We start from the raw sequence: 26,948 nt of genomic DNA, 5'->3' as shown, positions 1-26,948 counted from the left end.
GGAAGTGTCGCGTGTTAGGGATCTTCTGGCTTTCCTTAAGCTTATGGGAGATAAAGGTCGAGTTGAAAGGATACCAAAGAAAGACATTGATCAACAAGCGAACTATATTATAGGTCAAGATTCTTGGCGACGATGCACTGCATGCGATGATGAGCACATTTTCGCACTCGTTTACATCAAGCACATACCGTTCATTTTCTCCACTGACCGCAGACTCGCCACCTGTCGCAATACGATGCGAAGATTTGTTGATCGTCATTATTGTTCTTTTTCTGTAATAAGCAACAAGAAGTCATTTGATGACAATAGGCATCAATACTAAGCTCATTTTGTGTACAAACTGCCCATCCTACGTTCCTGAATCCCCACCCCTGCGCGGAATAAAGGCGAAGCCGCCGCGCCATCGTCATGCTGGAAGCATGCCTCTGGCATGACGCGCCCCCACGCGGAGGCGATTTGGCTGACGCCTGCGCGGGCGGGTGAGGTCATCCGGGCTTGGCAGGGATAAAGCGCTCCGTGGAGAGGGCCGGATCGCCCCCGCGCGCGTCGGCGATGGCGCGGCTCGTCCGGCCCCCGGGGCTCCGCCCGTTCGCAGTCAAAACGCTCCCCCGGAGCGTTTTCGGGAAGCCTGCTCACCCCCGCGCGCGTCGTCGATGGCGCTCCCCCTGTCACCCCCGCGAAAGCGGGGGCGCTCCCCCTCATGGCCCCCGGAAAAACGGGTTTCTCCAAAGCGCGCCTCACGTTGCCATTGATCAAGTCAATAACCGGAGGGACCATGAAAAAGCTTCTGACCGCAACCGCCCTGTCCGCCGCGCTGGCCAATCCGCTGGCTGCGGGGGGCTATGTCGAACCCGTGCTGGAACCCGCCGTGATCGTCGAGGATACGTCCTCCAGCGCCGGGGGGATCCTGGTGCCGCTGCTGGCCATCGTCCTGATCACGCTCGCGGTGATGGACAGCAACGATACGGTTCTGGTCAGCGACGCGCGGCTCAAGACCGATATCACCCCGGTCGGCACCGCCGCGAACGGGCTGACGCTCTATCATTACCGCTATGTCGGGTCGCCCGTGGTCCACCAGGGCGTGATCGCGCAGGAGGTTCTGGCCCATACGCCCGAGGCGGTGGTCACGCTGCCCACGGGCCACCTGGCGGTGAACTACACGATGCTGGGGATCGAGCCGGGCATCGTCTCGCGCTGAGCCTGAAAAAGAAAATGCGCCGCGAGGTTTCCCTCGCGGCGCAATTTCCGACTGACCTTATGGTTCAGACTTTCTCGAGGTCCACAGCCGAGGCGCGGCCGTCACGGCCTTCGCGCAGCTCGTAGGAGACCTTCTCGTTGTCGGCCAGGCCCTTCATGCCCGAACGCTCGACTGCCGAGATGTGCACGAACACATCCTTGCCGCCATCGTCGGGTGCAATGAAGCCATAACCTTTGGTGGTGTTGAACCATTTCACGGTGCCAGTGGGCATTTCCGTCTTCCTTCTCAAGTATAGTATGCCACCCACGTCATCGCGGCGGCGCGGTGCCGACAGTCGTCGTCTGCCGGCTTTCTTGAGAGCACGGTTCAGTGAAAACTTGTTGTCACGCGCGACAACATGGAGTGATTTCGGCAAAACGCAAGAGAAATCGCTTGGATTTCATGGGAACGTGACATTGGAGGATCCATGGAGCTTTACGGAATCAAGGCCTGCGACACCTGCCGCAAGGCGCTGAAAACGCTGGACGGGGCCGGGCGGGAGGTGGTTTTCGTCGATGTGCGCGAGACGCCCCTGTCGCGAGAGGTGCTGGAAAGCTTCCAGGCCGCGTTCGGGGCGGCGCTGATGAACACGCGCTCGACCACCTGGCGGGGGCTGGACGAGGCCGGGCGCGCGGGCGATCCGATCGAGCTGATGCTGGCCCACCCGACGCTGATGAAGCGCCCCGTGATCCGCGAGGCGGACGGGACGCTGCACCTGGGCTGGGGCAAGGAGGTTCAGGCGGCGCTGAGCTGAGGCCGTTGCCGGCGCGACAGGATCGCGTCGAGCGAGAGTGGGCCTGCGCCCCGGAGGACGAGGTAGAGCAGCAGGAAGACCCAGAAGGCGCGCTGGTCGAGGATGAGGCTGCCCGAGCCGGCATCGAACCACGCGCCGATGGTGGTCGGGTCGGCGTGGTGGCCGACGATATCGACATAGCTTTGCACCAGGACGAAACCGATCATGCCCAGGGCCGCAAGCCGGGTCAGGAGCCCGAGCAGCAGCAGCGCGGGCAGGATGAACTCGGCCCAGGTGCCGAAGAGGACGACGAGCCGCCAGAAGGCCGGGATCTGGCTGGCGTCGTAGCCCACGGATTCGGACATGCGGGGCAGGATCTGCACATAGGCGTTGAAGCTGGGGGCAAAGAGGCCCGCTAAGCCCTCTCCAAGCTTGGTCAGCCCGGAATTCCAGAAGTAGATCAACAAGGTGCCCGCGAAGACGAGCCGCGCGAGCGCGGGCATCAACAGCGGCTCCACACGGGTTTCCAGCGCGCAGAACAGGCGGGCATGCAGGGCGGCGAGGGCGGTCATGGGGTGGCTCCTTTATGTGGACGGGTGAGGGCGCCGGAGGTCAGGAAAAGCGTCAGCAGCGTAGAGAGGTCGAGCCCCGGGGCGGCCTCTACCGCCCGTTCGAGGGCGAGGGCGATGGTGGTCCTGCCATCGAGCGCGCGGGCAAAGGCCAGGGCTCCGGGCGAGAGCAGGTGCACCGCCGGGTCAAAGCCCGCGCGCGCCACCAGCACCGCCTCGGGGCCGGGCCGTGGCTTCGGGGCGTCAGGGGTGGTGTTGCGCTGCCAGAGCCCGTGGATGGGGTGGGCCGAAGACAGGATCTCGGCCGAGGGGGCAAGACGCGGGGACAGCTCCATCAGCTGATCGGGAGCAAGGGCAGAGGCGTCGAGCGGAGCGTGGTCGGCCGCGTGGTAGGAGCGGCGCAGCGCCAGTTCCAGCCGGGCGATGTCGGGCAGGTAGGGGTAGCCCGCAAGCTGCGCGATCCCGGCGAGGAAATCCGGCATCTGCTGCCCGTAATGGGCCAGCTGCCGACCCCGGGGCGGGTGGCGGCGCGCGTAAAGCAGCGCCAGCGTGCGGAACGGGCCCTCGCCCATCAGCTTGCGCAGCACCGGAAAACCGATTTCGAGCGCCTCGGTCAGCGAGGCGGCGAGGTTGTTGCGGTAGACCGCGAAGCGCTTGCCCGCGGGGCGACCCTGCGGGTCGCAAAGCCCCGGCGGCACCGGCAGCGCGGGGTCGAGAAGGGCGGCGGCGAAATCCTGCTGGCGCATGGGCTCAGACCCTGACCGGTGCCAGAAGCGACTCGGCCCGCGCGGCCTCGGCTTCGAGCGCGGGAAATTCGGGCACGTTGTTGTCCCATTCGATCAGGGTGGGCCGGGCCCCGCCGCGGGCCAGCGTGTGGGCATAGAGCGCCCAGACAGGGTCCACCACCTCGCGCCCGTGGCTGTCGATCAGCAGGGGCGCGCCGTGTTCATCCTCGTCCTCGTCATGGCCGCCGAGATGGATCTCGCCCACCTTGTCGAGCGGGAAGGCATCCACATAGGCCACCGGATCCCAGCCCTGGTTGGTGGCGGAGACGAAGACATTGTTGACGTCGAGGAGCAGGCCGCACCCGGTGCGCCTTGCGATTTCCGAAAGAAACGTGACCTCGTCCATCGTGGACTCGGTGAAGGCGAGATAGGTGGAGGGGTTTTCCAGCAGCATGGGCCGGGCAAGGACCTCTTGCACGCGGTCGATGTGATCGCAGACGCGCGTCAGCGTTGCGGCGGTATAGGGCAGGGGCAGGAGGTCGTTGAAATAGGCATCGCCATGGGTGGACCAGGCGAGATGTTCGGAAAAGCTTGCCGGGCGCAGCCAGTCGCACAGGTGCTTGAGCCGCGCCAGGTGATCTTCGTCCAGCGCGCCCTCGCCCCCGATCGAGAGACCCACGCCATGCACGGATATGGCAAAGCGGTCAGAGAGCGCGCGCAGCTGCGCCAGCGGACGTCCCCCGTCGCCCATGTAGTTCTCGGCATGGATTTCGAGCCAGCCGACGGCACCGGGCGCCTCGATCAGCGCCTGGAAATGCTGTGGCTTGTAGCCCACGCCCGCGCGGGCGGGCCGGCGATTAGGTGCGCTGTCGTCGAACATGGGCCGGTCCCCTTCGGCGGTAAGGTAAAAGCCCCGGCCCCTTCGGGTGGGCCGGGGCGGATGGTCAGGCTGCGATCAGCTGTCCATTTCCTCGTCGTCCATCATCATGTCGAGCGGGCGATACTGGGCGATCACCTCTTCGCTCAGCCCTTCGGGCAGGTCGCGGGCGAGGCCGATATAGCCATCGGCTTCCAGCGAGGCCTGGGTTTCGCCGTGGCGGTCATCGGGCAGTTCCATCTCGGCGCAGGTGCCCTCGGGCACGAGGGTCCAGGCGTTGCCCTGGTAGTCGATGGTCGAGGAGCCTGCACAGGTGGTGCCGGGACCGGCGGCGCAGCTGTTTTCGCCCGCCAGCGACACGCCGTAGCAGCGCTCCATGGCCTGGGCCTGCGCGCCGGTGGTGGAAACGGCGCCCAGGGCGGCTGCGACGGCGCCCATCAGGGCCAGAGATTTGATTTGGGTCGACATTGGGGAAGCTCCCTTTAACTCGTGTTTTGCGTGTCCCACCCGGACCCCCCGGGTGTTGTCAAAAGGGATAGATCGGCGGTCCGATCACTGGCCAATCACAGGCCCGTCAAGCACGTGTGCGTGACGGATCGTGGGAAAGGCGTGAGGCGGATGCATGGGCCGATGATGCCTGGTTTTTATTTAAAAACAGGATGTTGCCTGATGAGTTCACGTAAGGTCACCGCGCCGTGAGGCAGGTTTTCTGTCGTTGAAGGGCCCGATTGTTTCAGCCCGGAACCCTTGGCGCGGGCGGTCATCGCGCCTATCTCGGATCGCAGCACAGGCAGAGCAGGAAGGACAGCCCATGCGCAACGCGGCCCTCGTTCTGGGGATCATCGGCGGCATCCTGGGGATGATCGTCGGATTCTTCGGCTACGGATACGTGGAGTTCGTGGAGTGGTTCGGCGAAGTTCCGGACCTGGCCGAGCAGGTGGACAACCCGGACCTGATCCAGGCCGCGAGCTTCCTGTCACCCATCCTGGCCATTGCAGGCGGCGCCATGGCGCGGGCGCGGGCGCTGTGGGGCGGCGTGTTCATGCTGCTGTCGGCGGGCGGGCTTTACTACGCTTTCGGCTTCGGCGTGTTCACCATGTTCCCGATCGCCTTCACGGCGCTTGGCGGTGTGCTGGCGCTGGCGGCGGGGCGGCCCGACGAGGAGGTCAGCCACTTCTAGGCGTCAGAGCACGGCGCGCAGGACAGACAGCGCCCCCCGCTTCCACGGCACCCGGTGAGTGACGCCAGCATCGCGCGAAATCCGCTCGCGGTTTGCCAGGTACCAGTCGAAATTGCGCAAGAGCGCGTCGATGTTGGAATAGCGCGGCGCGAAGCCAAGCACGTCGCGCGCGCGGTCGATGCTGACGAAACTGTCGGTCGCGGCGGTTTCGTAGATCCACTTGTAGAGCGGCGAAAGGTGCAGCGCCTCCAGCGCGCGCAGGGTCCAGATCGCGGGGGCGGCGGGAAAGCCCACGATATGTTTGCCGAAGCCGGCCCGGTCCAGAACCGCCTGGAAACTGTCACGCAGAGAGCCGAACTCGCCTGCGCCGATGTTGAACGTGTCGTTCACCCGCTCGGCAGGGCCGAAGGCGGTCAGGCAAATGGCCTCGTTCAGATCGTCCACGTCAAGCAACTGGTATCGGTTATTGCCCGACCCCAGGACCGGGAAGTTGTGCCCGGTGGAGGCGAAGTCATAGAGCAGTTCGAACGCCCCGAGCCGTTCCGGGCCCACGAAGCTCTTGGGTCGCAGGATCGGCAGCACGAGATCGCTGACCCTGAAGGATTTGCACACGCCCTCGGCCGCGACTTTCGAGGCCCCGTAAGGCCCCACACCCTGCATCGGGTCGGCTTCGATCAGCGGGTGATGGTCGGGAATGCCATAAACGGCGGTCGAAGAGATATGGACGAAGCGCCCGATCCCCTTGCGCGCGGCACTTTCCAGAAGCGCGAAGGTGCCATCGACATTGGTGGAATGGATCTCGGCCGGGTCGGCCAGCGGTAGGGCTGCGGCGCAGTGCACCACCACGTCGACCCCGTCAAAGGCCCGGTCATGCAGCGCCCGGTGCCGGATATCGCCCTGCAGCACGTCGATGCGCCCAGCCTCGGGATAGAGGAAGGGGGCGATGTCGTAGCTGCGCACCCGGTGGCCCCGTTCCAGCAGGAAGCGGATGAGGTTGATGCCCAGAAAGCCAGCGCCCCCCGTTACCAGAACGGTCTTGGGGGCTTCGCGCGAAGAAATAGTTGCCTGCGTCATGCATTAACCATTGCCGCAAGCGGGGCCGGGCAAACATGACGTGGATCAAGCCCGGTGCGGCAGAGTAAAAAGGCCGGCGTCCCTGTGTGGATGCCGGCCTTTTCGTCAGGATCGGGGACTGCGCGTTCAGCGCATGTCGGGCGGCACCGCGTCGGCGGCAAGGCTGCCCACCACCTCGTCGAGCGCGACGACGGCGGTCTGCTTTTCCCCAAGCCGGCGCAGGGTCACGGTGCGATCCTCGACCTCCTTGCGGCCGATGGCCAGGATGACGGGCACCTTGCCCACGGAATGCTCGCGCACCTTGTAGTTGATCTTCTCGTTGCGCACGTCGGCCTCGGCGCGCACGCCGCGCGCCTTGAGTGCGGCCACCACCTCGCGCACGTAGTCATCGGCTTCCGACACGATCGAGGCCACGACCACCTGGCGCGGGGCCAGCCAGAAGGGCAGCTTGCCCGCATGTTCCTCGATCAGGATGCCGATGAAGCGCTCGAATGAACCGAGCGTCGCACGGTGCAGCATGACGGGGCGGTGCTTGGCCCCATCCTCGCCGATGTAGTTGGCATCGAGCCGCTCGGGCAGAACGAAATCCACCTGCAAGGTGCCGCACTGCCAGTCGCGGCCGATGGCGTCGGTCAGCACGAATTCCAGCTTGGGCCCGTAAAAGGCGCCCTCGCCGGGGTTGAGCTCGTAGGCATAGCCCGCCGCATCCGTCGCGGCCTTCAGCGCGGCCTCGGCCTTGTCCCAGACCTCGTCGGAACCGGCCCGCATGTCGGGGCGATCGGAAAACTTGATCGAGAAGCCTTCGAAGCCGAGATCCTTGTAGATCGTGGACAGGAACTCGATGAAGATCTTGGTCTCTGCCTCGATCTGGTCCTCGGTGCAGAAGATATGGGCGTCATCCTGGGTAAAGCCGCGCACCCGCATGATGCCGTGCAGCGCGCCCGAGGGCTCGTAGCGGTTGCACGCTCCGAACTCGGCCATGCGCAGCGGCAGGTCGCGATAGGACTTGAGGCCCTGGTTGTAGACCTGCACGTGGCAGGGGCAGTTCATGGGCTTGAGCGCGTTGACGGCTTTTTCGCGGGCATGCTCTTCGTCCACTTCGACGATGAACATGTTTTCCTGGTATTTCTCCCAGTGACCCGAAGCCTCCCACAGCTTGCGATCGACGACCTGGGGGGTGTTGACCTCCACATAGCCGCCGCGGCGCTGCTGGCGGCGCATGTAATCCTGAAGCTCGGTGTAGATGGTCCAGCCGTTGGGATGCCAAAAGACCTGCCCCGGGGCCTCTTCCTGCATGTGGAACAGATGCATCTCGCGGCCAAGCTTGCGGTGGTCGCGCTTGGCGGCCTCCTCGAGCATGGTCAGATGCGCCTTGAGGTCGTTCTTGTTGCGGAAGGCCACGCCGTAGATGCGTTGCAGCATGGCGCGGCTGGAGTCGCCACGCCAATAGGCACCGGCCACGCTCATCAGCTTGAAGGCATCGGCGGGAACCTGGCCGGTATGCTGCAGGTGCGGGCCACGGCAGAGATCCTGCCAATGCCCATGCCAGTACATGCGCAGCGGTTCGTCGCCCGGAATGGCTTCGATCAGCTCCACCTTGTAGGGCTCGTTATTGGCCTCGTAGAACTTCACCGCGCGGTCGCGCGCCCAGATCTCGGTGGTCACCGGGTCGCGGCGATTGATGATCTCGCGCATCTTGGCTTCGATCTGGCCAAGGTCCTCGGGCGTGAACGGCTCTTCACGGTCGAAATCGTAATACCAGCCGTTTTCGATGACCGGGCCGATGGTGACCTTCACGTCGGGCCAGATCTCCTGCACGGCGCGCGCCATGATATGGGCGCAGTCATGGCGGATCAGCTCCAGCGCCTGCGCATCGTCCTGCATGGTGTGAATGGCAATCGAGGCATCCGAAGGGATCGGCCATTGCAGGTCCCAGTGGGCGCCGTTCACGGTGGCGGAGATGGCCTTCTTGGCCAGCGAGCTGGAAATGCCGGCCGCGACCTCGGCAGGCGTCACGCCAGCCGCGAAGTCACGGGAATTGCCATCAGGGAAGGTCAGGGAAATCTGGGCCATCGGCCTCTTGCTCCTCGTCGGTTTGGCGCCCACGGAACGCCCGGTTGCGGGTATTTGGTTCGGGCCCATCAGGTGACCTGTCGGGCGCGGACTGTCAAGACCTGCCACCCCGGCAAAGGGCCTTTCGTTCCGGTTAACCCCCTCCCGTTAACCTTAACGCGCGCCCCCGACCGCCCCTCCGCCCCCCGTTGACGCGATGTCACCTGCCTTCATTGTTCCCCAAATATCCCCGCCGGAGGCATAAAAACTTGTCGCAGGGCCCCGCCAAGGGCAAAACCGGGGGAACAGAGGAGACGACCCAGACATGACCCCGCAGACGCTGACCACCAAAGAAGGCCGCACCATCGCCTTTCACCAGACCCCGGGCAAAGGGCCGGGTGTGGTGTTCCTGGGCGGGCTCAAGTCCGACATGCAGGGCAGCAAGGCGATCTTCCTCGAAGACTGGGCCCGTCGCACGGGCCGCGCCTTCCTGCGCTTCGACTACTCGGGGCATGGCGAAAGCTCGGGCGCCTTCACCGATGGCTGCATCGGCGATTGGGCCGAGGATGCCGAGGCCGCGATCCTGACCCTGACCGAAGGCCCGCAGGTTCTGGTGGGCTCCTCCATGGGGGGCTGGCAGGCGCTGCTCTTTGCCCGGCGCCACCCCGGTCTGGTGGCCGGGCTGGTGGGTATCGCCGCCGCCCCCGATTTCACCGAGGACGGCATGTGGGACAGCTGGAGCGCGGCGCAGAAGGCCGAGATGGAGCAGACCGGGCAGGTGGCTCTGCCGTCCGATTACGGCGAGCCCTACATCATCACCCGGCGCATGATCGAGGACGGTCGCCGGCAGCTGGTGCTGCGCAGTCCGCTCGTCATCAACGCCCCCGTTCGCCTGCTGCAAGGCACCGCCGATGCCGATGTGGATATGTCCGTTGCCCTGCGCCTGCTGGCCCATATGGATGGGCCCGATATCCGGCTGGAACTGGTCAAGGGCGCCGATCACCGCTTTTCCGACGATACCTGCCTGGCCCGGATCGAGGCCGCGATAGAGGATGTGCTGACCCATGCTTAAGTTTATCGGACGTGTTTTCCTGGCACTGATCGCCCTGGTGGTTCTGGTCGTGGGTCTCGTGGCGCTTGGTCCGCGTGAACGGATCGAGCGGGGGGCGGCCGTGGCGGCAATGCAGGGGGTCGAAGCCACGATCGCGGCGCGCGAGGCGGCCTTCGACGATATCACGCCGGGGGCCGAGGCGCGTGTCATCTGGGCCGCAGAGCCGGAAACCCGCACGCCCCTGTCGATCCTCTACCTGCACGGCTTTTCGGCCACGTCCGAGGAAATCCGCCCGGTGCCGGACAACCTGGCCGAAGCGCTTGGCGCGAACCTGATCTTTGCCCGCCTGACAGGGCATGGCCAGACCGGGGCGGCGCTTGGCGCGGCGCAGGCCGGGCAATGGGTGGATGATGCCGCGCTCTTCCTCGACCTGGCTCGCGCGGCGGGCGAGCGGGTGCTGGTCATCGGCACCTCGACCGGGGCGACGCTGGCGGCCTATGCCGCCGCCGATCCCGACATGGGCCGCGACATGGCCGGGATCGTGATGGTCTCGCCCAATTTCCGGGTGGCGAACCGGGCCGGCGTGCTGATGGAACTGGCCTTCGCGCGGGCCTATGTGCCCTACCTGGTGGGCGAGGAGCGGGGGTTTGAACCCCTCAACGACTTGCAGGCGCGCTACTGGACGACTCGCTACGGATCGGGGGCGCTGACCAGCCTCGGAACGCTGATGCGAGAGACGCGCGCGCAGGATTTCGGCGCGGTTTCAGTGCCCGTTCTGGCCATTTTCTCGGAGCAGGACAGGGTGGTTTCCGCCGTGGCCACGCGCGAGATCCTGGGCGGGTGGGGCGGCCCCGTCCAGCTGGCGCCGCAGACCCTGCCTGCCGAGGGCGTGGACCCTTATTTCCATGTCATTGCAGGCGATATCCTGAGCCCGGCGATGACCGGTCCGGTGACCGATCTGATCCTCGATTGGGTGTCCGACACGCTCGACTGACCCCGGCGGTTTCGGCGCCGGTTTCGGACAGATCTCAAAATTCCCCTTGCCGAAACCGGTTTCGGAACTGAGCCTTCGAGTCGGGAGAGGAAAAACCATGTCCGTCGTTCAGTTCAAATCCGGCAACCGCGACCGCGTGACGATCAACGATCTGGCGCGAGAGCTGGGTATCGCCAAGGGCACGGTCAGCCGGGCGCTGAACGGCTATCCCGACATCTCGGATGCCACCCGTCTGAGGGTGGCGCGGGCCGCCGAACGGATGGGCTACCGGCCCATGGCGCAGGCGCAGGCCATCCGCACGGGGCTGTCACGTGCCCTGGGGCTGGTGCTCAACGCGGGCCCCGGCAATGCGCACAAGCCCTTCCTGACCGATTTCATCGACGGTATCAGCCGCGCCGCCTCGGAAGAGGCCTGGTCGCTGACCGTGGCCACCGCCGTGGACGAGGAAGACGAGGTCGCCACGATGGCGCGCCTGGTCGAAGAGCGGAAGGTCGATGGCTTCATCCTGCCGCGCACCAAGATCGTCGACGCACGGATCGACCTTTTGCGCCGCCTGGAAGTGCCCTTCGTCCTCTATGGCCGCACGGGCGACCCCACGGGCTGCGCCTGGTTCGACATCTCGGGCGAGGACGCCATGCGCGACGGGGTGTTGCGCCTGGCCGGGCAGGGGCACCGCCGCATCGGCTTCATCAACGGGCTGACCGTCTACAACTACGCCACGCTACGCCTTGGCGGCTATCGCGAGGGGCTGGCGCAGGCGGGGCTGGCGTTCGACCCGGTCCTGGTGCGCGAAGGTGCCACGACCATGACCTCGGGCGAGGCCCTGGGGGCGGAACTGCTGGACCTGGACGCGCCGCCCACGGCGATTGTCTGCGCGCTCGATCTCGCGGCGCTCGGCGTCTATCGCGCGGCCGAAGCGCGGGGCCTTGCGATCGGGCGCGACCTGTCGGTGCTGTCCTATGACGGCATCCCCGAGGCCGCGACCGCCTCGCCCCCGCTTACCACCTATGCCGTCGACACCCGCGCCGCCGGGTCACGGCTGGCGAAGATGCTCTTCGCCCTCATTCGCGGCGCCGATCCTGAAACCCTTCGCGAAACCGTTCCGGCGCATCTGATCGCGCGCGGTTCGGACAGTCGCGCGGGGACAACCTGACGTCCGGGCAGGGATCCGGACCACCAAGACCAACCAAGGGAGATGAGACCATGACCACATTGACCAAGACCGGGCGGGCCTTGCTGCTTGCAGCGGCCTCTTCGCTGGCGCTCAGCGCAGCGGCGGGGGCCGACACGATCCGCTTCTGGACTACCGAGGAACAGCCCGAGCGCCTGGCGCGCCAAGAGGCGATGGCCGCTGATTTCACCGCCGAAACGGGCATCGAGGTCGAGGTGATCCCGGTGACCGAAAGCGACCTGGGCACCCGTGCCACCGCGGCTTTCGCCGCGGGCGACCTGCCTGACGTGATCTATCACACGCTGCAATACGCGCTGCCCTGGGCCGAAGCGGGCATCCTCGACACCGACGCGGCCTCGGACGTGATCGACGCGCTTGGCGCCGACACCTTCGCCCCCGGTGCGCTGGAAATGGCCGCGACCGCGGATGGCTATGCCTCGGTTCCGGTCGATGGCTGGACGCAGATGATCGTCTACCGGGCCGATCTCTTCGCGGAAAACGGGCTGGAGCCGCCCAACAGCTATGCCAACGTGCTGGCGGCCATCGAGGCGCTGCACAACCCGCCCGAAATGTATGGCTTCGTTGCCGCGACCAAGGTGGATGAGAACTTCATGAGCCAGGTGCTGGAACATGTGTTCCTGGCCAATGGCGTGTCGCCGGTCGATGCCGATGGCGTGGCCGAGCTGGACGTGGACGCAACGACCGAGGTGCTGGAATTCTACCGCGCCATCGCCGAAGCGAGCCCCGAGGGCGAACTTTACTGGCAGCAGTCGCGCGAGCTCTATTTCGCGGGCCGGGCCGCCATGATCATCTGGTCGCCCTTCATCCTCGATGAACTGGCCGGTCTGCGCGACAGCGCCCCGCCCACCATCAACGATGACCCCACCACCCGCGACCTGGCCGCGGCAACCGGTATCGTGACCAACTTCTCGGGTCCGTCGAACCCCGACGGGGCCGCCTGGGGTGACGTGCGCTACTTCGGCATCACGGCAGATGCCGATACCGACGCGGCGATGCAGTTCGTGGAATACTCCATGAACGAGGGCTACACCGCGACGCTGGCCATCGCGCCCGAAGGCAAGTTCCCGGTGCGCCGTGGCAATGGCGACAATCCCAACGCCTTCACCGAGGCCTGGGCCGAGCTTGAGGTCGGTGTCGACCGCCGCGCGCCGCTTGGCGAGCTCTACGCGCAGGAAATGATCGACGAGATCGTCGGGGGCCTGGACGTGGCGCAGCGTTGGGGCGTGGCCGAGGGCCAGCTGGCGCTGGCCAGCCGCATCATCAACAGCCAGGTCATCAACCGCCTGGTGCGCGAATATATCGACGGCGAGCGTGACGCTGCCGCGACGGTCGCGCTGATGAACGAGGAACTGGCTGCGATCGAGTAATCGCCGCACTCCTCCTCCCGGGCCCCGGGACCCCTCACGTCCCGGGGCCACTTATCCGACACCTGACCTTCCCGCCGGAGCGGACCCATGAGTTCTGCCATTCCTCCAAAGGGCATCGGCCCCCTTCAGCGCCGCGAGGCCCGGCTGGCCTGGGGCCTGTTGCTGCCGACGCTTGCTGCCGTGATGCTGGTCGTGATCCTGCCGCTGCTGGCGATCTTCTGGATCAGCGTGAAGCCGGTGGAGCTGGCCGACCTGCGCCCGCCCGCGCCGGTGGCCAATGAACAGATGCGCGGCCGTCCATCCGAGCCGGGGGATGCGGCGACCTGGCAGTTCCGCGTCCGCAACAGCTCGCCCGAGACGGTGATCGAAGGCGTCACGCTGAGCGACGAGCTGCCGCTTGGCTTCGAGCCGGGCGAGATTGACCCGCGCTGTGCCTTGAGCGGCACCGCCCTGCGCTGCGACCTGGGCGACCTTGCTGGCGGCCAGCGCGAGACAATCGCCATAGAAGGCACTGTTTCGCAAAGCTATTTCGACAATGGCACGGATGTGGACGACATCGCCCCGGCACTGACCGGCGAGGCTGACTTCGTCCTGACCAATGCCGAGTTCACCTTCGAGAACTTCACCCGGCTCTTCAACGCGCGCGACTTCTGGTCGGTGATCTGGGCCACGATGTTCTACACCGTTGTCGGCACCATCGGCGCGCTTGTGGTGGGGCTCTTCGCGGCTCTGCTTCTCAACCGCAGCTTCCGCGGGCAGGGGATCTTGCGGGGCTTTTACCTCTTTCCCTACGTGGCGCCGGTGATCGCGGTGGCGTTTTCCTGGGTGATCCTGTTCGATCCGTTCTCGGGATCGGTAAACGCGTTGCTTATCCAGATGGGGGTGACCGAGAGCGCGATCAATTTCTTCGGGGAACGGCCGCTGGCGCTGATCACGGTCACGGTCTTCGAGATCTGGCGCTATTTCCCGCTGAGTTTTCTCTTCATCCTGGCGCGGATGCAGTCGATCGACACCGACATGTACGAGGCCGCCGACATGGACGGGGCGAGCCCCTTCCAGAAGTTCCGCTATCTCAGCCTGCCGCAGCTGATGGGCATCCTTAGCGTGTTGTTCCTGCTGCGTTTTATCTGGACCTTCAACAAGTTCGACGACATCTTCCTGCTGACCGGCGGCAATGCCGGAACCCGGACGCTGACGGTCAATGTCTACGAGCAGGCCTTCGCGCTGTCCAATATCGGCGCGGGCGCCGCGGTGGCGGTGGTGATCTTGCTGGTTCTGCTGTGCTTTTCCTGGGGGTTCTTCCGCTTCCTGTCGAAGGAGGAAGGGCTATGAGCAGGACCGGATTTCGCCCCCTTCGGGGTCGACCCGCGCGGGACCTTCGGCCCCACGTGACGGGGGGTGCCCCCCGTACACCCCCCGTACACCCCCCGTGCACCGGGCGTGCAGACGAAGCCCGGGTTTCGCCGCCTGCGGCGTCGACCCGGGCGCGATCCCGGCGGATCGCGCTGGGGGGCCAGCCCCCCGCCGCCTGCGGCGGCGCCCCCCGGGGTATTTGGACAAAGAAGAAGGAGGGCGCGCGATGAGCCGGTTCTGGCACGGGGCTTTCGTGGGGCCGCAGGTGGGCATCCTGTGGGCCTTCATCGTGGCGACCACGGTGTCGGTGCTGCTGTCCTTCACCACGGGGGCCGCGTTTCGGCCGGGACTGGTGGGGGCGGTTCTGACGGGTGTGCCGCTGGGCCTGGCGGCGGTGCGCCAGCCGGGGGTCGCGGCGATGATCGCGGGAGCAGCGGTGCTGGGCGTGGGCCTGGGCTTTTCGCCGGTCGGTCCGATCCTGTTCGGGGCCGAGACGGAGATTTCGCACAAGCTTCTGGCCGGAGCGCTTTTCGGCATTGGCACCGGCTGGCCGATGGCGGCGATGCTGGCCGATTGCCCGTCCGGGCGGCTGACGCGGCATGAATTCGAGGAGGCCGAGATCCGCTTCCTGACCGGGTTCGGCTACATCTTCTTTACCGCCATCGTCGCCATTCCCTTCTACGTCATGGTGATGACCAGCCTGAAGAGCCAGGGCGAGCTGATTGCCAACCCGCTCGATTTCACCATCGACCTGGGCCAGGGCTCGGGCGAGCTCTTCCGCTCTTACATCGAACTGTTCCGGGACTTCGATTTCGGCCGCTACCTGTGGACGAGCTTCTATGTCTCGGTGCTGACGGTGCTGATCACGCTGGCCTTCTCCATCCCCGGGGCCTACGCGGTGGCGCGGCTGCGCTTTCGCGGGCAGAAGGCGCTGAGCCGCTCGATCCTGCTGATCTACATGGTGCCGATGATCGTGCTGGCGCTGCCCATCTACATCGTCTTCTCGGTCACGGGGCTGCGCAACTCGATCCTTGGGATCGTGATGATCTACCCGGTCACGACGATCCCGGTCTCGCTTTACATGTTGCAGGGCTATTTCCGCGGGCTTCCGGCGGAGGTGGAGGAAGCGGGGCTGATGGATGGGCTGAGCCGGCTCAAGGTGATCTGGAAGATCACCCTGCCGCTGTCGCTGCCGGCGCTGGCCTCGGTCTCGCTCTATGTCTTCATGATCGCGTGGAACGAGTTCCTGCTGGCCTTCATGCTGCTCGACGACCCGTCGCGCTTCACGCTGACGCGGGGCGTGGCGATGCTGAACAGCTCCGAAGTGCCGCGGCAGCACCTGATGGCGGGGGCGGTCATTGCCACCGTGCCCGTGATGGCCCTGTTCCTGGGGCTGGAAAAATTCATGACCCGCGGATTGACCGCGGGATCGGTCAAGGGATGAACGAGATGTTCGACATGACGCCTGAACGGGCCATCGAGCTGGATGCAGAGGCGCGCCGGATCCTGCGCCTGAACGACAGGGGCGGCTATACCGTGCCGACGGCGGGGCTTTATCCCTACCAGTGGAACTGGGACAGCGCCTTTGCCGCCTACGGCTTTGCCGCCTTCGATATCGACCGGGCCTGGACCGAGCTGGAAACGCTGATGGCCGGGCAATGGGAAAACGGCATGGTGCCGCATATCCAGTTTCACGTTGCCGATCCCGGCTATTTCCCCGGCGCCGATGTCTGGGGCACCGAGGATGCGCCGGGCAAGGGGGCGGGGCGCGTGGCGTCGTCGGGGATCAGCCAGCCCGCGGTGGCGGCAAGCTTTGCCTGGCGGATCTATCGCAAGGATCCGGGCGCGGGCGCGGCGCGGGTCAGGGCGCTTTTCCCCCGGCTTGTGGCCTTTCACCGCTGGTTCATGGCCGCGCGCGCGGAAAGTGGCGCGGTGGCGATCAGCCACCCCTGGGAGGCGGGCCGCGACAATGCGCCGGACTGGGACGAGGCGATGGCGGGCGTGGTGCCCGAGGGCGTGGCCCCCTATACCCGCCGCGACACCGGCCATGTGGACCCGAAGATGCGGCCCACAAAGGAAGATTACGACCGCTATATCTGGCTGGTGCAGTTCGGGCGCGAGCGGGGCTGGGACGACGCGGCGATTGCCGCGGAAAGCCCGTTCCGCGTGGCGGACCCCACGCTGACCTTCACGCTGATGCGGGCCTGTCGCGACCTTGGGCTGCTGGCCGAGGCCCTGGGCGAGGACCGGGGCGAGATCGACGGCTGGATCGCCCGGCTGGAAGCGGGGGCGGAAACGCTGTGGAACCCGGAGATTGCCTGCTACGACGCGCGCAACCTGCGCACGGGGCAGTTGTCGGGCTGCGTGAGCAACGCGTCCTTCCTGGGCTGGTGGGGCGGGCTGCGCGACGGGCAGCCGGTGGACACGCTGCACCGCATCTTCGACGCCGCGCCCTATTCAGTGCCGAGCCATGATCCGGCGAGCCCGAAATTCGAGGGGCTGCGCTATTGGCGCGGGCCGGTCTGGGGCATCATGAACATGATGGTGGGCGTGGGCCTGGCCGAGGCGGGGCTGATCGAGGAGGCGGCCCGCGTGCGGGCCGATACCGCGCGGCTAATATCCGAGCGCGGCTTTGCCGAGTATTTCGATCCCCATGACGGCACGCCAGCCGGCGGGGGCACTTTCACCTGGACGGCCGCCATCTGGCTTGGTTGGGCCTCTCCCAATGCAGAGGAGCTGTGAGCCATGGGGGCGATCACGCTGAAATCCGTCGAGAAATGGTATGGCGAGGTGCAGGTCATCAAGGGCGTGGACCTGGAGATCAACGACGGTGAATTCGTCATCTTCGTGGGGCCCTCGGGCTGCGGGAAGTCAACGCTGCTGCGCATGATCGCGGGCCTGGAGGAAACCAGCCGTGGCCAGGTTGTGATCGACGGGCGCGATGCCACGGCCGAGCCACCGTCGAAGCGGGGGCTGGCGATGGTGTTCCAGTCCTACGCGCTCTACCCGCATATGTCGGTGGCCGAGAACATGGGCTTTTCGCTGAAGACAGCCGGCGCGCCGAAGCCCGAGATCGAGGCCAAGGTAGCCGAGGCGGCGCGGGCGCTGAGGCTGGAGGACTACCTGGAGCGGCGGCCGAAGGACCTGTCGGGCGGGCAGCGGCAGCGGGTGGCCATCGGCCGGTCGATCGTGCGCGATCCAACGGCGTTCCTGTTCGATGAACCGCTGTCGAACCTCGATGCGGCGCTGCGCGTCGAGATGCGCTACGAGATCGCCAAGCTGCACGAACAGCTGGCCTCGACGATGATCTACGTGACCCATGACCAGGTGGAAGCGATGACGCTGGCGGACCGGATCGTGGTGCTGAGCGCGGGGCGAATCGAGCAGGTGGGCAGCCCGCGCGAGCTGTATGAAAAGCCCGGCAACCTCTTCGTGGCGCAGTTCATCGGCAGTCCGAAGATGAACATCCTGCCCTGCACGGTGACGGGCGGCGCCTTCAGCCTGGAGGGCGGGCGCGGCGGCGATGCGCCGGGATGCGACGGGGCGGTGCACCTTGGCATCCGGCCCGAGGCGATCACCCTTGGGGCGCCGGGCAGCGGCCTTGTTGATGGGGTGGTGGACCTGGTGGAATACCTGGGGGCCGACAATTTCCTGGTGGTCGATTGCGGGGCGCTTGGCAAGCTGACGGTGCGCGCCGATGGCGAGGCGACGATCCGCGTGGGCGACGAGGTGGGGCTGCAATTCGCCCCCGCCAAGACGCATTTCTTCGATCCCGAGGGAATGGCGCTGGCCTGATCCCGTCCGGACCCGTTGCACGGGGCAGGGGGCTCTGGCACCCTTGGCGCAGCAACGGTTTCTGGACGAGGGATTTCGGTATGAAAAACATTCTGGCGATCTGCGGCGTGCTGTTGATGGGCGCGACGCCCGCCTTGGCGCAGGACTGGCAGGGCAGCACCAGCGCCGAACAGGGGTGGTTCTGGGGATGGGTCCGGCCCAATGACGCCAGCATGCTGATCATCTGTTCGGGCAGCCAGCCGGGGGCCGATCCGATGATCGGGGCCGAGGACGGGCCGCACCCGGTTTACGGGCTGACCATCGAGATGATGCAGGCCGACCTCTCTGACCCGGATTTCACGGCACCGGGACCCTATTCGCGCAATGACCTGATCCTTGTCACGGAGGCGACCGGCTACCTTCTGCCCGCGGCGAACTGGCAGGAGCTGAACGGCGAACGGTGGGAAAGCATCATCTCTGTCGGGGATCCGTTGATCGCCGCGCTTCTGGGCGGTGGCGGCGTGCAGGCCTGGGCCGAGGGCCCGGTGCAACTGGGCGATTACGGGGCCGAGGGGCTGGCCGAGGGGCTGGCCGCGATGATCCGCCATTGCGACGCCCAATGGGCGCAGGCGGGCCATGCGCTGCCCGATCACGCGGCGGAGGTGGTAATGGCCCTGCGCGCTGCATCGCCCGCGACGGCCCCTGCTCCGGCGCCTACTCCGGCGCCTGCTCCGGCCCCTGCTCCGGCGCCTGCTCCGGCACCTGCTCCGGCACCTGCTCCTGCCCCGGCCCCCGCGCCCGAACCTGCCCCGGACGGGAAGTAGCCGGGCAGGCGCACGGTCCCAAGGCATCTCGCGCAGGTCAGCGGGCAGTTGACCTGCAGTGCAACCGTGTCAGAGTGCGAAAGGGTGCAATTGCGCACTTTCGGTATTCTTTCCAGGGGCAGCCAAGCGTGGAGCCAATCGTTTTTCTACCGGGGTTCATGTGCGATTCCCGGCTCTTCCGGGCACAGGCCGAGAGCCTGTCTGCCACGCGGCCCGTTCATGTTGCGCCGCTTGGCCCCTTCGACAGCGTGCGGGAAATGGCCGGGCGCGTGCTGGACCATGCGCCGCCGCTTTTCGCGCTCTGCGGGGCGTCTCTTGGCGGCATGGTGGCGATGGAGATCGCCCGCCGTGCGCCGGAGCGCATCACCCGGATGATCCTGATCGCGACAGATGCCCTGACCGAACAACCCTCGAATGCCGCGGCGCGTGAATTGCTGATCGCGCGGGCGCGGGCCGGGCGGTTCGACGATGCCTGGGCCGAGGCACTGCCTGCCGAGGCGCTGGCCCCGGGGCCGGGGCGCGCGCGGGTGCAGGACATCTCGCTGGCCATGGCGCGAGGCTTCGGCACCGAGGGCTTCCAGAGCCAGGCGCGTGCGCTGCAACGCCGCCCCGACCAACAGGGCACCCTGCGCCGCATCCAGCTGCCGACCCTGATGATTTGCGGGCAGCATGACCGCCTGTTTCCCCCGCGCAGACATCAGCTGATGGCCGACCTGATGCCGATGGGCGAGGCGCTGATGCTGGAGGAGGCAGGCCACCTGCCGACACTGGAGCAACCCGACGAGGTGACGCGGGTCATCGACCTGTGGCTGACCGCCTAGGCGCGCGGGGCCAGGCGGCGGGAGGCCGCATGAATCTCGCGCAAGGATATGCCCGGCCGCGTGGCGCGGGCAGGACAGGGGAGACGATCATGACCACGAATGCTGACATCCTTGCGATCACCGACGTGGTGCGCACATACGCGACGGCGATGACGGCTGGCGACCGCACGGAGCTGGAGCGGATCTTTTTCGAATCGTCCAGTGAAGTGGGCCATTTCGAGGGTGAGCTGCTTTGGAATTCTCGCGATGCGTTCATCCAGATGTGCGAGGACGAGGCCGACAGCTCGGCAACGGCATGGTGGGACATCCGCAATATCTCGGTCCACGGGGATATTGCCGTGGTTCATCTGGAAGATGACTGGGCGGGGCTGCGGTTCGATACGATCCTGTCGCTGCTCTGCCATGACGGTGCCTGGCGCGTGGTCGCAAAGACTTACAGGATCAAGCCGCAGTAGGGCCGGGTTGCCGCCAGTCGAGGGGGCGCGGGTCATCGACCTGTGGCTGACCGCCTAGGCGCGCGGGGCCAGTTCGGGGGCGGCAATGGGCGCCCCGCTGTCATCGAAGAAGGGCGTCGAGCGCCAGCGCCGCGACAGGCGCGCGGCGGTGGTGCGTTTCAGCATCCGCCAGATCACCCGCCCGCCATGCTGATGCCCCTGCTTGCCGCCAGCGCGGGTGACGAAGCCATGCGCGATGACCGGGCCGAGCGGGGCGATGTCGGCAAGGTTGCGGGTCAGCACGCCCACGAAGGGCAGGCCGGGGCCGGAAAACGTGTTGAACATCGGCGTATCGCAGCAGCGCGCGGTCCAGCGGTAGAGCCCCTTGGGCGACAGCTGCACCGGCACCAGCCGGTCGAGGCCGGTTGCGATGGTCACGCGGTCGGGGGTGGTCTGCCACAGATCGACCCCGCCTGCGGCCTCGTCCTGCAGGCCGCAAAGCGCCATTGCACGGGCGCAGGCGTTGCAATGGCAGATGACATGGGTGCCCTCGCCGGGGCGGATGCCGGTCAGGGTTCCGGAAACGGTTCCGCAGCGGCAGGCGAAGGAGCTGTCCGCGCCCGCCGTCACGATATCACTCTGCGACCGCCGCGACCTCGGTGACCGGGGCCTTGGGCACGTCGCAATTGGCGTCGATGAAGTTCAGCACCAGCGGGCGGATATTCGTGCGCCAGCTCTTGCCTGCGAAGATGCCGTAGTGACCGGCATTGGGTTCGAGGTAGTTGGCCTTCTTCGAATCGGGCAGCCCGGTGCAAAGCCGCAGCGCGGCAACGCACTGGCCGGGGGCCGAGATATCGTCCTTGCCGCCCTCGACGGTCTTGACCGCGACGGTGGTGATCTTGCCCAGGTCGACGCGCTTGCCGTTCACGGTGAAACGGTTCTGCGCGATTTCGAGACCCTTGAAGATGCGTTCCACGGTCGAGAGGTAGAATTCGGCGGTCATGTCCATGACGGCCAGATACTCGTCGTAGAAGCGGTTGTGCTTGTCATGCTCGGAGGCTTCGCCCTTGGCGACGGCGAGGATCTGGTTGGAAAAGGCCTTGGCGTGCTTGTCGGCGTTCATCGCCATGAAAGAGGCGAGCTGCTGGAGCCCCGGATAGACCATCCGGCCCGCGCCCGCGTATTTGAAGCCCACGCGCTGCACCACGTGGCGTTCCAGCGTGCCCATGGTGACGCGGTTGCCGAAATCGGTGACGTCGGTTGCCGCGGCGTCTGGGTCGATCGGGCCGCCGATCAGGGTCAGGGTGCGGGGCTGTGCGGAGGGGTCCTCCTCGGCGAGATAGGCGGTGGCAGCCAGGGCCAGCGGGGCCGGCTGACAGACCGCGATCACATGGGTGTCGGGGCCCATCTCTTTCAGGAAATCAACGAGATAGAGCGTGTAGTCCTCGATGTCGAACTTGCCTTCGGACACCGGGATGTCACGCGCGTTGTGCCAGTCGGTGACGTAGACGTCGCAATCGGGCAGGAGGCTTTGCACCGTCGAGCGCAGCAGCGTCGCGTAGTGGCCCGACATGGGCGCAACCAGCAGCACCTTGCGCCCGGTGGGCTGGCGGCCCTGCACCTTGAAACGGATCAGGTCGCCGAAGGCGCGCGGCAGCACGGTCTGGATTTCCACCACGTGATCGCGGCCATCGGCGCCGGGGATCGAGGGGATGTTCCAGTCGGGCTTGACGATCATCCGCTCGAAGCTGCGTTCGATCACTTCGCCCCAGGCGGCGGTGAGCTTGAACATGGGATTCGGGATCAACCCAAGCTGGGGATAACCGCACATCGCCCGTGCCGTCGAACCGAGCCACTGGTTGGTCACACGGATCGATTCCATCATGTCATAGGTAAGAAGATGTTTCATCGCGCTGTGACTCCTGCAAAACTGGACAAAGAGCCGTGGCATCATGCCCCCGGTTCATTTCGTCGCTTTGCCCCCTCACCCTGGCAAGGCTTATATGCACATGCAGCATTGAGAGGGCAAAATCAAGCATGGGACAGCAGGCGGACGGAGGAGACGGCGACATGGGCGAGAACCTGGAACGCCTGAACGCGAACCTCGCGAAGATGGAAGAACTGTCCAAGCGGATGGTCAATGCCCTTGCGAAAAAGGAGGGAATGGACGACCCGGGCCTGTCGGGGCCGGGGGGCGACCTCTACCTCAAGGCGAGTTCCGCCTTTCTCAACGACATGATGACGAATCCGTCGAAACTGATGGGCCAGCAGGTGGCTTATTGGTCGAAGGCGCTTGAAAACTTCATTGAAACGCAACAGGCGCTGGCCACGGGCACGTTCGAAATGCCCGAGGATGACGAGGATGCGCCGAAAGATCGCAGGTTCTCGAACCCGATGTGGCGCACGCATCCCTATTTCCGCTTCGTGCGAAAGCAATATGAGCTCAACTCGGAGGCGATTCAGCAATCGGTGGCCGAGCTTGACCTCGAGCCCAAGGAAAAGAGCCGGGTCGAATTCTTCTCGCGCCAGATCATCGACCTGTTCGCGCCGACCAACTACCTCGCCACCAATCCTGACGCGCTGCAGAAAGCGATCGACACCGATGGGCAGAGCCTGGTCGACGGGCTGGAAAACCTGGTGCGCGATATCGAGGCCAACAAGGGCGAACTCTTGCCCACGCTGTCGGACCCTGACGCCTTCAAGGTGGGCAGCAATATCGGCACCGCCGAGGGGAAGGTCATCTTCCGCAACCGCATGATGGAAGTCATCCAGTATGCGCCCGTCACCGAGGAGGTCTATCGCACGCCGCTGGTGATCTTCCCGCCCTGGATCAACAAGTTCTACATCATGGACCTCAAGCCGCAGAACTCGCTGATCCGCTGGATCGTCGAGCAGGGCTATACGCTGTTCGTGGTCAGCTGGAAGAACCCGGACCCCAGCTATGCCGATGTGGGGCTGGAGGATTACATCGCGGATGGCTACCTCAAGGCGATCGAGGTCGCCAAGGATGTGACCGGTGAGAAACAGGTCAATGCCGTGGGCTATTGCATCGCGGGCACGACCCTGTCGGCCACGCTGGCGCTGTTGCAGGCGCGCGGCGACAAGTCGGTGAAATCGGCCACCTTCTTTACCACGCTGACGGATTTCAGCGACCAGGGCGAATTCGTCGTCTTCCTTCAGGACGATTTCGTCGATGCGATCGAGCGGCAGGTGGGCGAGCGGGGGATCCTCGACAGTTTCTTCATGTCCAAGACCATGAGCTTCCTGCGCTCGAACGACCTGGTCTACACGCCGGCGGTGCGCAGCTACATGATGGGCGAGGCCCCGCCCGCCTTCGACCTGCTCTACTGGAACGGTGACAGCACCAACCTGCCGGGCAAGATGGTCACGCAATACCTGCGCCGGCTGTGCCAGGCCAACGACCTGGCCGATGGCGGGTTCGAGCTGATGGGTGAGCGGCTGCACATCAAGGACATCAAGGTGCCGGTCTGCTCGATCGGGACCAAGACCGACCACATCGCACCGTGGAAGAACTGCTATATCGGCTTCGAACAGTTCGGCAGCCGCGACAAGACCTTCTTCATGTCCGAGTCGGGCCATATCGCGGGGATCATCAATCCGCCGTCGAAGAAGAAATACGGCCACTACACGAACCCCAAGGTGAAGGGCACGCCGGACGAGTGGCTGGAAGGCGCGGACTTCCACGAAGGGTCCTGGTGGCCCCGGTGGGAAGAGTGGCTGCAACGCCGGTCCGGGGCACAGGTTCCGGCCCGAATCCCGGGTGAGTCGGGCTATGACATTCTGTGCGATGCCCCTGGAACCTATGTTCTGGAAGGCAAGAATTCCTGAATTTTCAAAGGGTTGGGTAAAATTTGCTGCGGTGCAGAAAAAGACTTGATTTTCTGCACCGCAGCAATCATATTCTTTGCAGACGCAGAAACCAGCCCAGTCCCCAAGTGGACATTCAGGAGAAGACCGATGGCCAAGACCAACGATTTCACCAAATACGTCAATGAAGCTCTCGCAGCTTTCCCGATCGACACCTCCGCTTACAACGAAGCGTTCAAGTCCTCCGCAGCCCTGGGCGAGAAGTTCTCGCGCGTTGCTCTGGAAGCCGCTGAGAAGTCGACCGAGATCTCCGCTCAGTGGACCAAGGACACCCTGGCCAAGGTTGCCGACGTGACCTCTGTCAAGGACGAGCCGACCGCCTACACCAAGGCAATGACCGATTTCGCTTCGGCCCAGGCCGAAATGACCGCCGAAACCCTGGCTGCCTTCGCTGAAGTCGCCAAGAAAGTGCAGATGGAAACCGTCGAGCTGATGATGGCTGCCGGCAAGGAAGCTTCGGAAGAAGCCACCGCAGCCGTCAAGAAAGCCACCGCCGAGGTGACCACCGCTGCCAAGAAAGCTGCTGCTGCCGCCTAAGGCGCCAGACAGCCCGATCTTCGCCCGGATTTCCTCCCACTCCGCGCGAATATCAGAAGGACGGACCCGCGCCCCGGGCCCGTCCTTTTCTTTTTCCATGCAAGCGATTGCTTTTTGTGCGCAAAGGGCTAGGCTCGGCATGCTGCAATGCAGTGTGCTCAAGCTGCACCGCAGTGACAGGGACTAGGGGAGGTGGCCGCCATGGCTGACACCGATGCACCGCTGCTGATCAAGCGATATGCCAGCCGCAGACTGTATAACACCGAGACGTCGGATTACGTGACGCTCGAAGATATCGCGGGGTTCATCCGCGCCGGACGCGAAGTGAAGATCGTCGATCTGAAGTCCGGGGATGACCTGACGCGGCAATACCTGCTGCAGATCATTGCCGAACATGAAAGCCGCGGCGAAAGCGTATTGCCGATCGGGGTGCTGACGGACCTCGTGCGCAGCTACACGACGCAGGCGCAAAGCGTGGTGCCCGATTTCCTGGCCATGTCCTTCGAGATGCTGCGCGACGGCCAGTCCAAGATGGTGGAAAACATGGCCGCGATGAACCCGATGGCCAGCATGCCGGGGTTCGAAGCGATGCGCGCGCAGCAGGAAGCCTTCATGAAGGCCATGACCGGCGGCATGTCGGGGCAATGGTCGGGGCCATCTGCCGGTGAGCCGGAAGAGGAAAGTTCATCGGACGAGCTGTCCGAGATCAAGAAGCAGCTGGCCGAGCTACAGTCGAAACTGTCGAAGCTATAACCCCCCTACAGCAGAAGGATTTTCCGGAAAATCCTTCTGCGCGGCGGGAAGATTTTTCTGGAAAAATCTTCCCTGCATGAGGTGAACAGTTTTCTGGAAAACTGTTCTTCAGGTGCCGTAGGCGAGGGATTGGCCCTTCACCTCATCTGCCGCTGCCAAAAGCGCTTCTGCAATGACATCGAGTTCTTCGCGTGTCAGGCGCGCAGGCAGGCGCACGTCGCAGGCCCGCATCAGCATGGCCCGGGTTTGCGGCAGGTCCGGTTGGTCGCCCGGAATGAACTGCCAGTTCCAGAAGGCGCGGGCATTGTCGGTCGACAGGCCGAAGACCTGCACCTTGACCCCGCGTGCGGCGGCGGCATCGGCGAAAGCGCGGGCCTCTGCGTCGCTTGCGAAATCCACGAGGTTGAACTGGATCGAGTCCGGGGCGCGTTCTTCGGGCGGCAGGGCGGGCGGCACCGAGAGCCAGGGCGAGCGGTTCAGCCGCGCGGCCACGTAATCGTGGTTGGCGCGGCCGTCGCGGACGCGGCGGGCCACTTCGGGCAACTGCGCGCGGATGATCGCGGCCGAGAGGTTGGACAGGCGCAGGTTGTATAGCGGCAGCTGGTTTTGCCAGCGGGCGAAGGCGGCTTCGAGCGCGCCGGTGTTGTCGCCCTCGGGCGCCTTGTGCTTGGCCCAGTTGTGTTCGTAGGCCCCCGACATGATCACCGCCCGCGCCACCAGGTCGGCGTCATCGGTGACGAGGATTCCGCCCTCGCCGGAATTGACCAGCTTGTAGGACTGGAAGCTGAAGCACCCCACGCGGCCGATCGTGCCGATCTTCCGCCCATGCCAGGTGGTGCCGAGCGAATGGGCCGCATCTTCGACCACGGGGATGCCGCGCGCCTCGCAGAGCGTCATGATCGCGTCCATGTCGGAGGTATGGCCGCGCATGTGGCTGATGATGACGGCGTCGACACTGTCGAGCTTGGCGGTGAAGTCCGCGATGTCGATGCGATAGTTGTCACCGACCTCGCACAGGACCGGGATGCAATCGGCGTGCACGACCGAGGAGGGCACGGCGGCGAAGGTGAAGCCGGGGATCAGAACGCGGGCGTCACGGGGCAGGTCCAGCGCCTTGAGCGACAGAAACAGCGCGGCCGAGCAGGAGGAGACCGCCAGCGCGTATTTCGCCCCAAGCAGTTCGGCGAATTCCTGTTCGACCAGCGCCACCGGCGCCTCTTCGGAATTGTAGCGGAACAGGTCGCCGGATTTCATCAGCTCGGTCAGGGCGCTCAGCGCCTCGGCAGGGATGGATTCAGCGTCATGGACGTTCGGGGGCAGGGTCATATTTCAAAATCCTGAATTTAGCCTTTCAAAAACATAAATCAGTGAAGTGTGAAACCCAAGTGAAGGCGCGCAAATTGGGCGCCGGATCGGCGGGATTTTTCTCAACTGTTGCTGTGGGGACCCGTGAGACAACGAGGAGACTGGGAATTTCTGCTCAAGCCAATGACCACCATCGGGTGCGGCTGAG

Annotated in this window: 27 protein-coding genes and 1 pseudogene; 17 read left to right on the top strand and 11 right to left on the bottom strand. The window is 65.2% G+C overall.

Annotation, left to right across the window (positions count from 1 at the left end; all coding sequences use genetic code 11):
- The coding region (locus tag ACEQXV_RS01280) for a hypothetical protein (protein ID WP_370267502.1) at positions 1-259 on the bottom strand (259 nt) is incomplete at its 3' end.
- A 516-nt stretch (positions 260-775) separates the two neighbouring features.
- Here ACEQXV_RS01280 and ACEQXV_RS01275 point away from each other — a divergent pair.
- Entirely contained in the window at positions 776-1,198 is a 423-nt protein-coding gene (locus ACEQXV_RS01275; protein WP_370253469.1) for a tail fiber domain-containing protein, read from the top strand.
- Between the two features lie 64 nt (positions 1,199-1,262).
- Here ACEQXV_RS01275 and ACEQXV_RS01270 read toward each other — a convergent pair whose 3' ends face one another.
- The gene (locus ACEQXV_RS01270) at positions 1,263-1,469 is read right to left on the bottom strand and encodes a cold-shock protein (protein WP_370253467.1); all 207 of its coding nucleotides are present in this window, start codon (positions 1,467-1,469) and stop codon (positions 1,263-1,265) included.
- Positions 1,470-1,664: 195 nt separating this feature from the next.
- Here ACEQXV_RS01270 and ACEQXV_RS01265 point away from each other — a divergent pair, with 195 nt between their 5' ends.
- Positions 1,665-1,991, top strand: coding sequence for an arsenate reductase family protein (locus tag ACEQXV_RS01265; RefSeq protein WP_370267500.1), 327 nt, complete (start codon positions 1,665-1,667; stop codon positions 1,989-1,991).
- Here the strand turns inward: ACEQXV_RS01265 and ACEQXV_RS01260 are convergent.
- The 4 genes and pseudogenes from ACEQXV_RS01260 to ACEQXV_RS01245 all read right to left on the bottom strand — a co-directional run.
- On the bottom strand, positions 1,973-2,542 hold the full coding sequence (locus ACEQXV_RS01260; RefSeq protein ID WP_370267498.1) for a DoxX family membrane protein: 570 nt from the start codon (positions 2,540-2,542) through the stop codon (positions 1,973-1,975). The genes ACEQXV_RS01265 and ACEQXV_RS01260 overlap by 19 nt on opposite strands.
- Positions 2,539-3,285, bottom strand: coding sequence for a putative DNA-binding domain-containing protein (locus ACEQXV_RS01255; RefSeq protein WP_370267496.1), 747 nt, complete (start codon positions 3,283-3,285; stop codon positions 2,539-2,541). Before ACEQXV_RS01255 ends, ACEQXV_RS01260 begins: the two co-directional genes overlap by 4 nt.
- Positions 3,286-3,289: 4 nt before the next feature.
- The gene (locus tag ACEQXV_RS01250; protein ID WP_370267495.1) at positions 3,290-4,144 is read right to left on the bottom strand and encodes a DUF692 domain-containing protein; all 855 of its coding nucleotides are present in this window, start codon (positions 4,142-4,144) and stop codon (positions 3,290-3,292) included.
- A gap of 153 nt (positions 4,145-4,297) precedes the next feature.
- Positions 4,298-4,609: pseudogene (locus ACEQXV_RS01245) on the bottom strand (DUF2282 domain-containing protein); the annotation flags it as partial.
- A gap of 343 nt (positions 4,610-4,952) precedes the next feature.
- Here ACEQXV_RS01245 and ACEQXV_RS01240 point away from each other — a divergent pair.
- Positions 4,953-5,321, top strand: coding sequence for a hypothetical protein (locus tag ACEQXV_RS01240; RefSeq protein ID WP_370267494.1), 369 nt, complete (start codon positions 4,953-4,955; stop codon positions 5,319-5,321).
- A 3-nt stretch (positions 5,322-5,324) separates the two neighbouring features.
- On the opposite strand, the gene ACEQXV_RS01235 is transcribed toward ACEQXV_RS01240, so the two are convergent.
- A complete protein-coding gene (locus tag ACEQXV_RS01235) occupies positions 5,325-6,395 on the bottom strand; it encodes an NAD-dependent epimerase/dehydratase family protein (protein WP_370267492.1) in 1,071 nt (356 codons plus the stop codon).
- Positions 6,396-6,521: 126 nt separating this feature from the next.
- Complete coding sequence (gene thrS, locus ACEQXV_RS01230) at positions 6,522-8,468, bottom strand: threonine--tRNA ligase (RefSeq protein WP_370267491.1); 1,947 nt, start codon at positions 8,466-8,468, stop codon at positions 6,522-6,524.
- Positions 8,469-8,772: 304 nt separating this feature from the next.
- On the opposite strand from thrS, the gene ACEQXV_RS01225 reads away from it, so the two are divergent.
- The 11 genes from ACEQXV_RS01225 to ACEQXV_RS01175 all read left to right on the top strand — a co-directional run bounded on the left by ACEQXV_RS01225 (position 8,773) and on the right by ACEQXV_RS01175 (position 20,278).
- Positions 8,773-9,519, top strand: a complete 747-nt coding sequence (locus tag ACEQXV_RS01225; RefSeq protein WP_370251425.1) for an alpha/beta hydrolase — start codon at positions 8,773-8,775, stop codon at positions 9,517-9,519.
- Positions 9,512-10,492 (top strand): alpha/beta hydrolase, encoded by a 981-nt coding sequence (locus ACEQXV_RS01220; RefSeq protein ID WP_370251424.1) that lies wholly within the window; start codon positions 9,512-9,514, stop codon positions 10,490-10,492. The genes ACEQXV_RS01225 and ACEQXV_RS01220 overlap by 8 nt, the downstream gene beginning before the upstream one ends.
- A gap of 97 nt (positions 10,493-10,589) precedes the next feature.
- On the top strand, positions 10,590-11,645 hold the full coding sequence (locus ACEQXV_RS01215; protein WP_370267489.1) for a LacI family DNA-binding transcriptional regulator: 1,056 nt from the start codon (positions 10,590-10,592) through the stop codon (positions 11,643-11,645).
- A 50-nt stretch (positions 11,646-11,695) separates the two neighbouring features.
- Positions 11,696-13,051 carry an ABC transporter substrate-binding protein gene (locus tag ACEQXV_RS01210; protein ID WP_370251054.1) on the top strand — a complete coding sequence of 452 codons (1,356 nt, stop codon included), beginning with the start codon at positions 11,696-11,698 and terminating at the stop codon, positions 13,049-13,051.
- Positions 13,052-13,138: 87 nt separating this feature from the next.
- On the top strand, positions 13,139-14,383 hold the full coding sequence (locus tag ACEQXV_RS01205) for a carbohydrate ABC transporter permease (protein WP_370267488.1): 1,245 nt from the start codon (positions 13,139-13,141) through the stop codon (positions 14,381-14,383).
- Between the two features lie 247 nt (positions 14,384-14,630).
- Positions 14,631-15,848 (top strand): carbohydrate ABC transporter permease, encoded by a 1,218-nt coding sequence (locus ACEQXV_RS01200; RefSeq protein WP_370251052.1) that lies wholly within the window; start codon positions 14,631-14,633, stop codon positions 15,846-15,848.
- Positions 15,845-17,146 carry a hypothetical protein gene (locus ACEQXV_RS01195; RefSeq protein WP_370251051.1) on the top strand — a complete coding sequence of 434 codons (1,302 nt, stop codon included), beginning with the start codon at positions 15,845-15,847 and terminating at the stop codon, positions 17,144-17,146. The genes ACEQXV_RS01200 and ACEQXV_RS01195 overlap by 4 nt, the downstream gene beginning before the upstream one ends.
- 3 nt (positions 17,147-17,149) lie before the next feature.
- Positions 17,150-18,199, top strand: a complete 1,050-nt coding sequence (locus ACEQXV_RS01190) for an ABC transporter ATP-binding protein (protein ID WP_370267487.1) — start codon at positions 17,150-17,152, stop codon at positions 18,197-18,199.
- A gap of 80 nt (positions 18,200-18,279) precedes the next feature.
- Entirely contained in the window at positions 18,280-19,002 is a 723-nt protein-coding gene (locus ACEQXV_RS01185) for a hypothetical protein (RefSeq protein ID WP_370251049.1), read from the top strand.
- Between the two features lie 128 nt (positions 19,003-19,130).
- Positions 19,131-19,823: an alpha/beta fold hydrolase gene (locus tag ACEQXV_RS01180; RefSeq protein ID WP_370251048.1), complete on the top strand. Its 693-nt coding sequence runs from the start codon at positions 19,131-19,133 to the stop codon at positions 19,821-19,823.
- 89 nt (positions 19,824-19,912) lie between these two features.
- Positions 19,913-20,278: a nuclear transport factor 2 family protein gene (locus ACEQXV_RS01175; protein WP_370251047.1), complete on the top strand. Its 366-nt coding sequence runs from the start codon at positions 19,913-19,915 to the stop codon at positions 20,276-20,278.
- A gap of 54 nt (positions 20,279-20,332) precedes the next feature.
- On the opposite strand, the gene ACEQXV_RS01170 is transcribed toward ACEQXV_RS01175, so the two are convergent.
- Positions 20,333-20,887, bottom strand: a complete 555-nt coding sequence (locus tag ACEQXV_RS01170) for a DUF6151 family protein (RefSeq protein ID WP_370251046.1) — start codon at positions 20,885-20,887, stop codon at positions 20,333-20,335.
- Positions 20,888-20,891: 4 nt separating this feature from the next.
- Positions 20,892-22,166 carry a polyhydroxyalkanoate depolymerase gene (gene phaZ, locus ACEQXV_RS01165; RefSeq protein ID WP_370251045.1) on the bottom strand — a complete coding sequence of 425 codons (1,275 nt, stop codon included), beginning with the start codon at positions 22,164-22,166 and terminating at the stop codon, positions 20,892-20,894.
- Positions 22,167-22,327: 161 nt separating this feature from the next.
- Between phaZ and phaC the strand changes: the two genes are divergently transcribed.
- The 3 genes from phaC (at position 22,328) to phaR (ending at position 25,435) form a co-directional block, all read left to right on the top strand.
- Positions 22,328-24,106, top strand: a complete 1,779-nt coding sequence (phaC, locus tag ACEQXV_RS01160; protein WP_372525003.1) for a class I poly(R)-hydroxyalkanoic acid synthase — start codon at positions 22,328-22,330, stop codon at positions 24,104-24,106.
- 129 nt (positions 24,107-24,235) lie between these two features.
- On the top strand, positions 24,236-24,682 hold the full coding sequence (locus tag ACEQXV_RS01155; protein ID WP_370267484.1) for a Phasin: 447 nt from the start codon (positions 24,236-24,238) through the stop codon (positions 24,680-24,682).
- 201 nt (positions 24,683-24,883) lie between these two features.
- The gene (gene phaR / locus ACEQXV_RS01150) at positions 24,884-25,435 is read left to right on the top strand and encodes a polyhydroxyalkanoate synthesis repressor PhaR (protein ID WP_370252280.1); all 552 of its coding nucleotides are present in this window, start codon (positions 24,884-24,886) and stop codon (positions 25,433-25,435) included.
- 108 nt (positions 25,436-25,543) lie between these two features.
- Here phaR and ACEQXV_RS01145 read toward each other — a convergent pair whose 3' ends face one another.
- The gene (locus ACEQXV_RS01145) at positions 25,544-26,761 is read right to left on the bottom strand and encodes a DegT/DnrJ/EryC1/StrS family aminotransferase (RefSeq protein WP_370267483.1); all 1,218 of its coding nucleotides are present in this window, start codon (positions 26,759-26,761) and stop codon (positions 25,544-25,546) included.
- Positions 26,762-26,948 lie beyond the last annotated feature (187 nt).

The organism is Nioella sp. (genome assembly GCF_964229645.1).
In the GTDB taxonomy this organism is placed as follows: Bacteria; Pseudomonadota; Alphaproteobacteria; order Rhodobacterales; family Rhodobacteraceae; genus Nioella.
The sequence above is the reverse complement of the archived record's forward strand: the minus strand, read 5'-3'. Positions and strand labels throughout refer to the sequence as shown.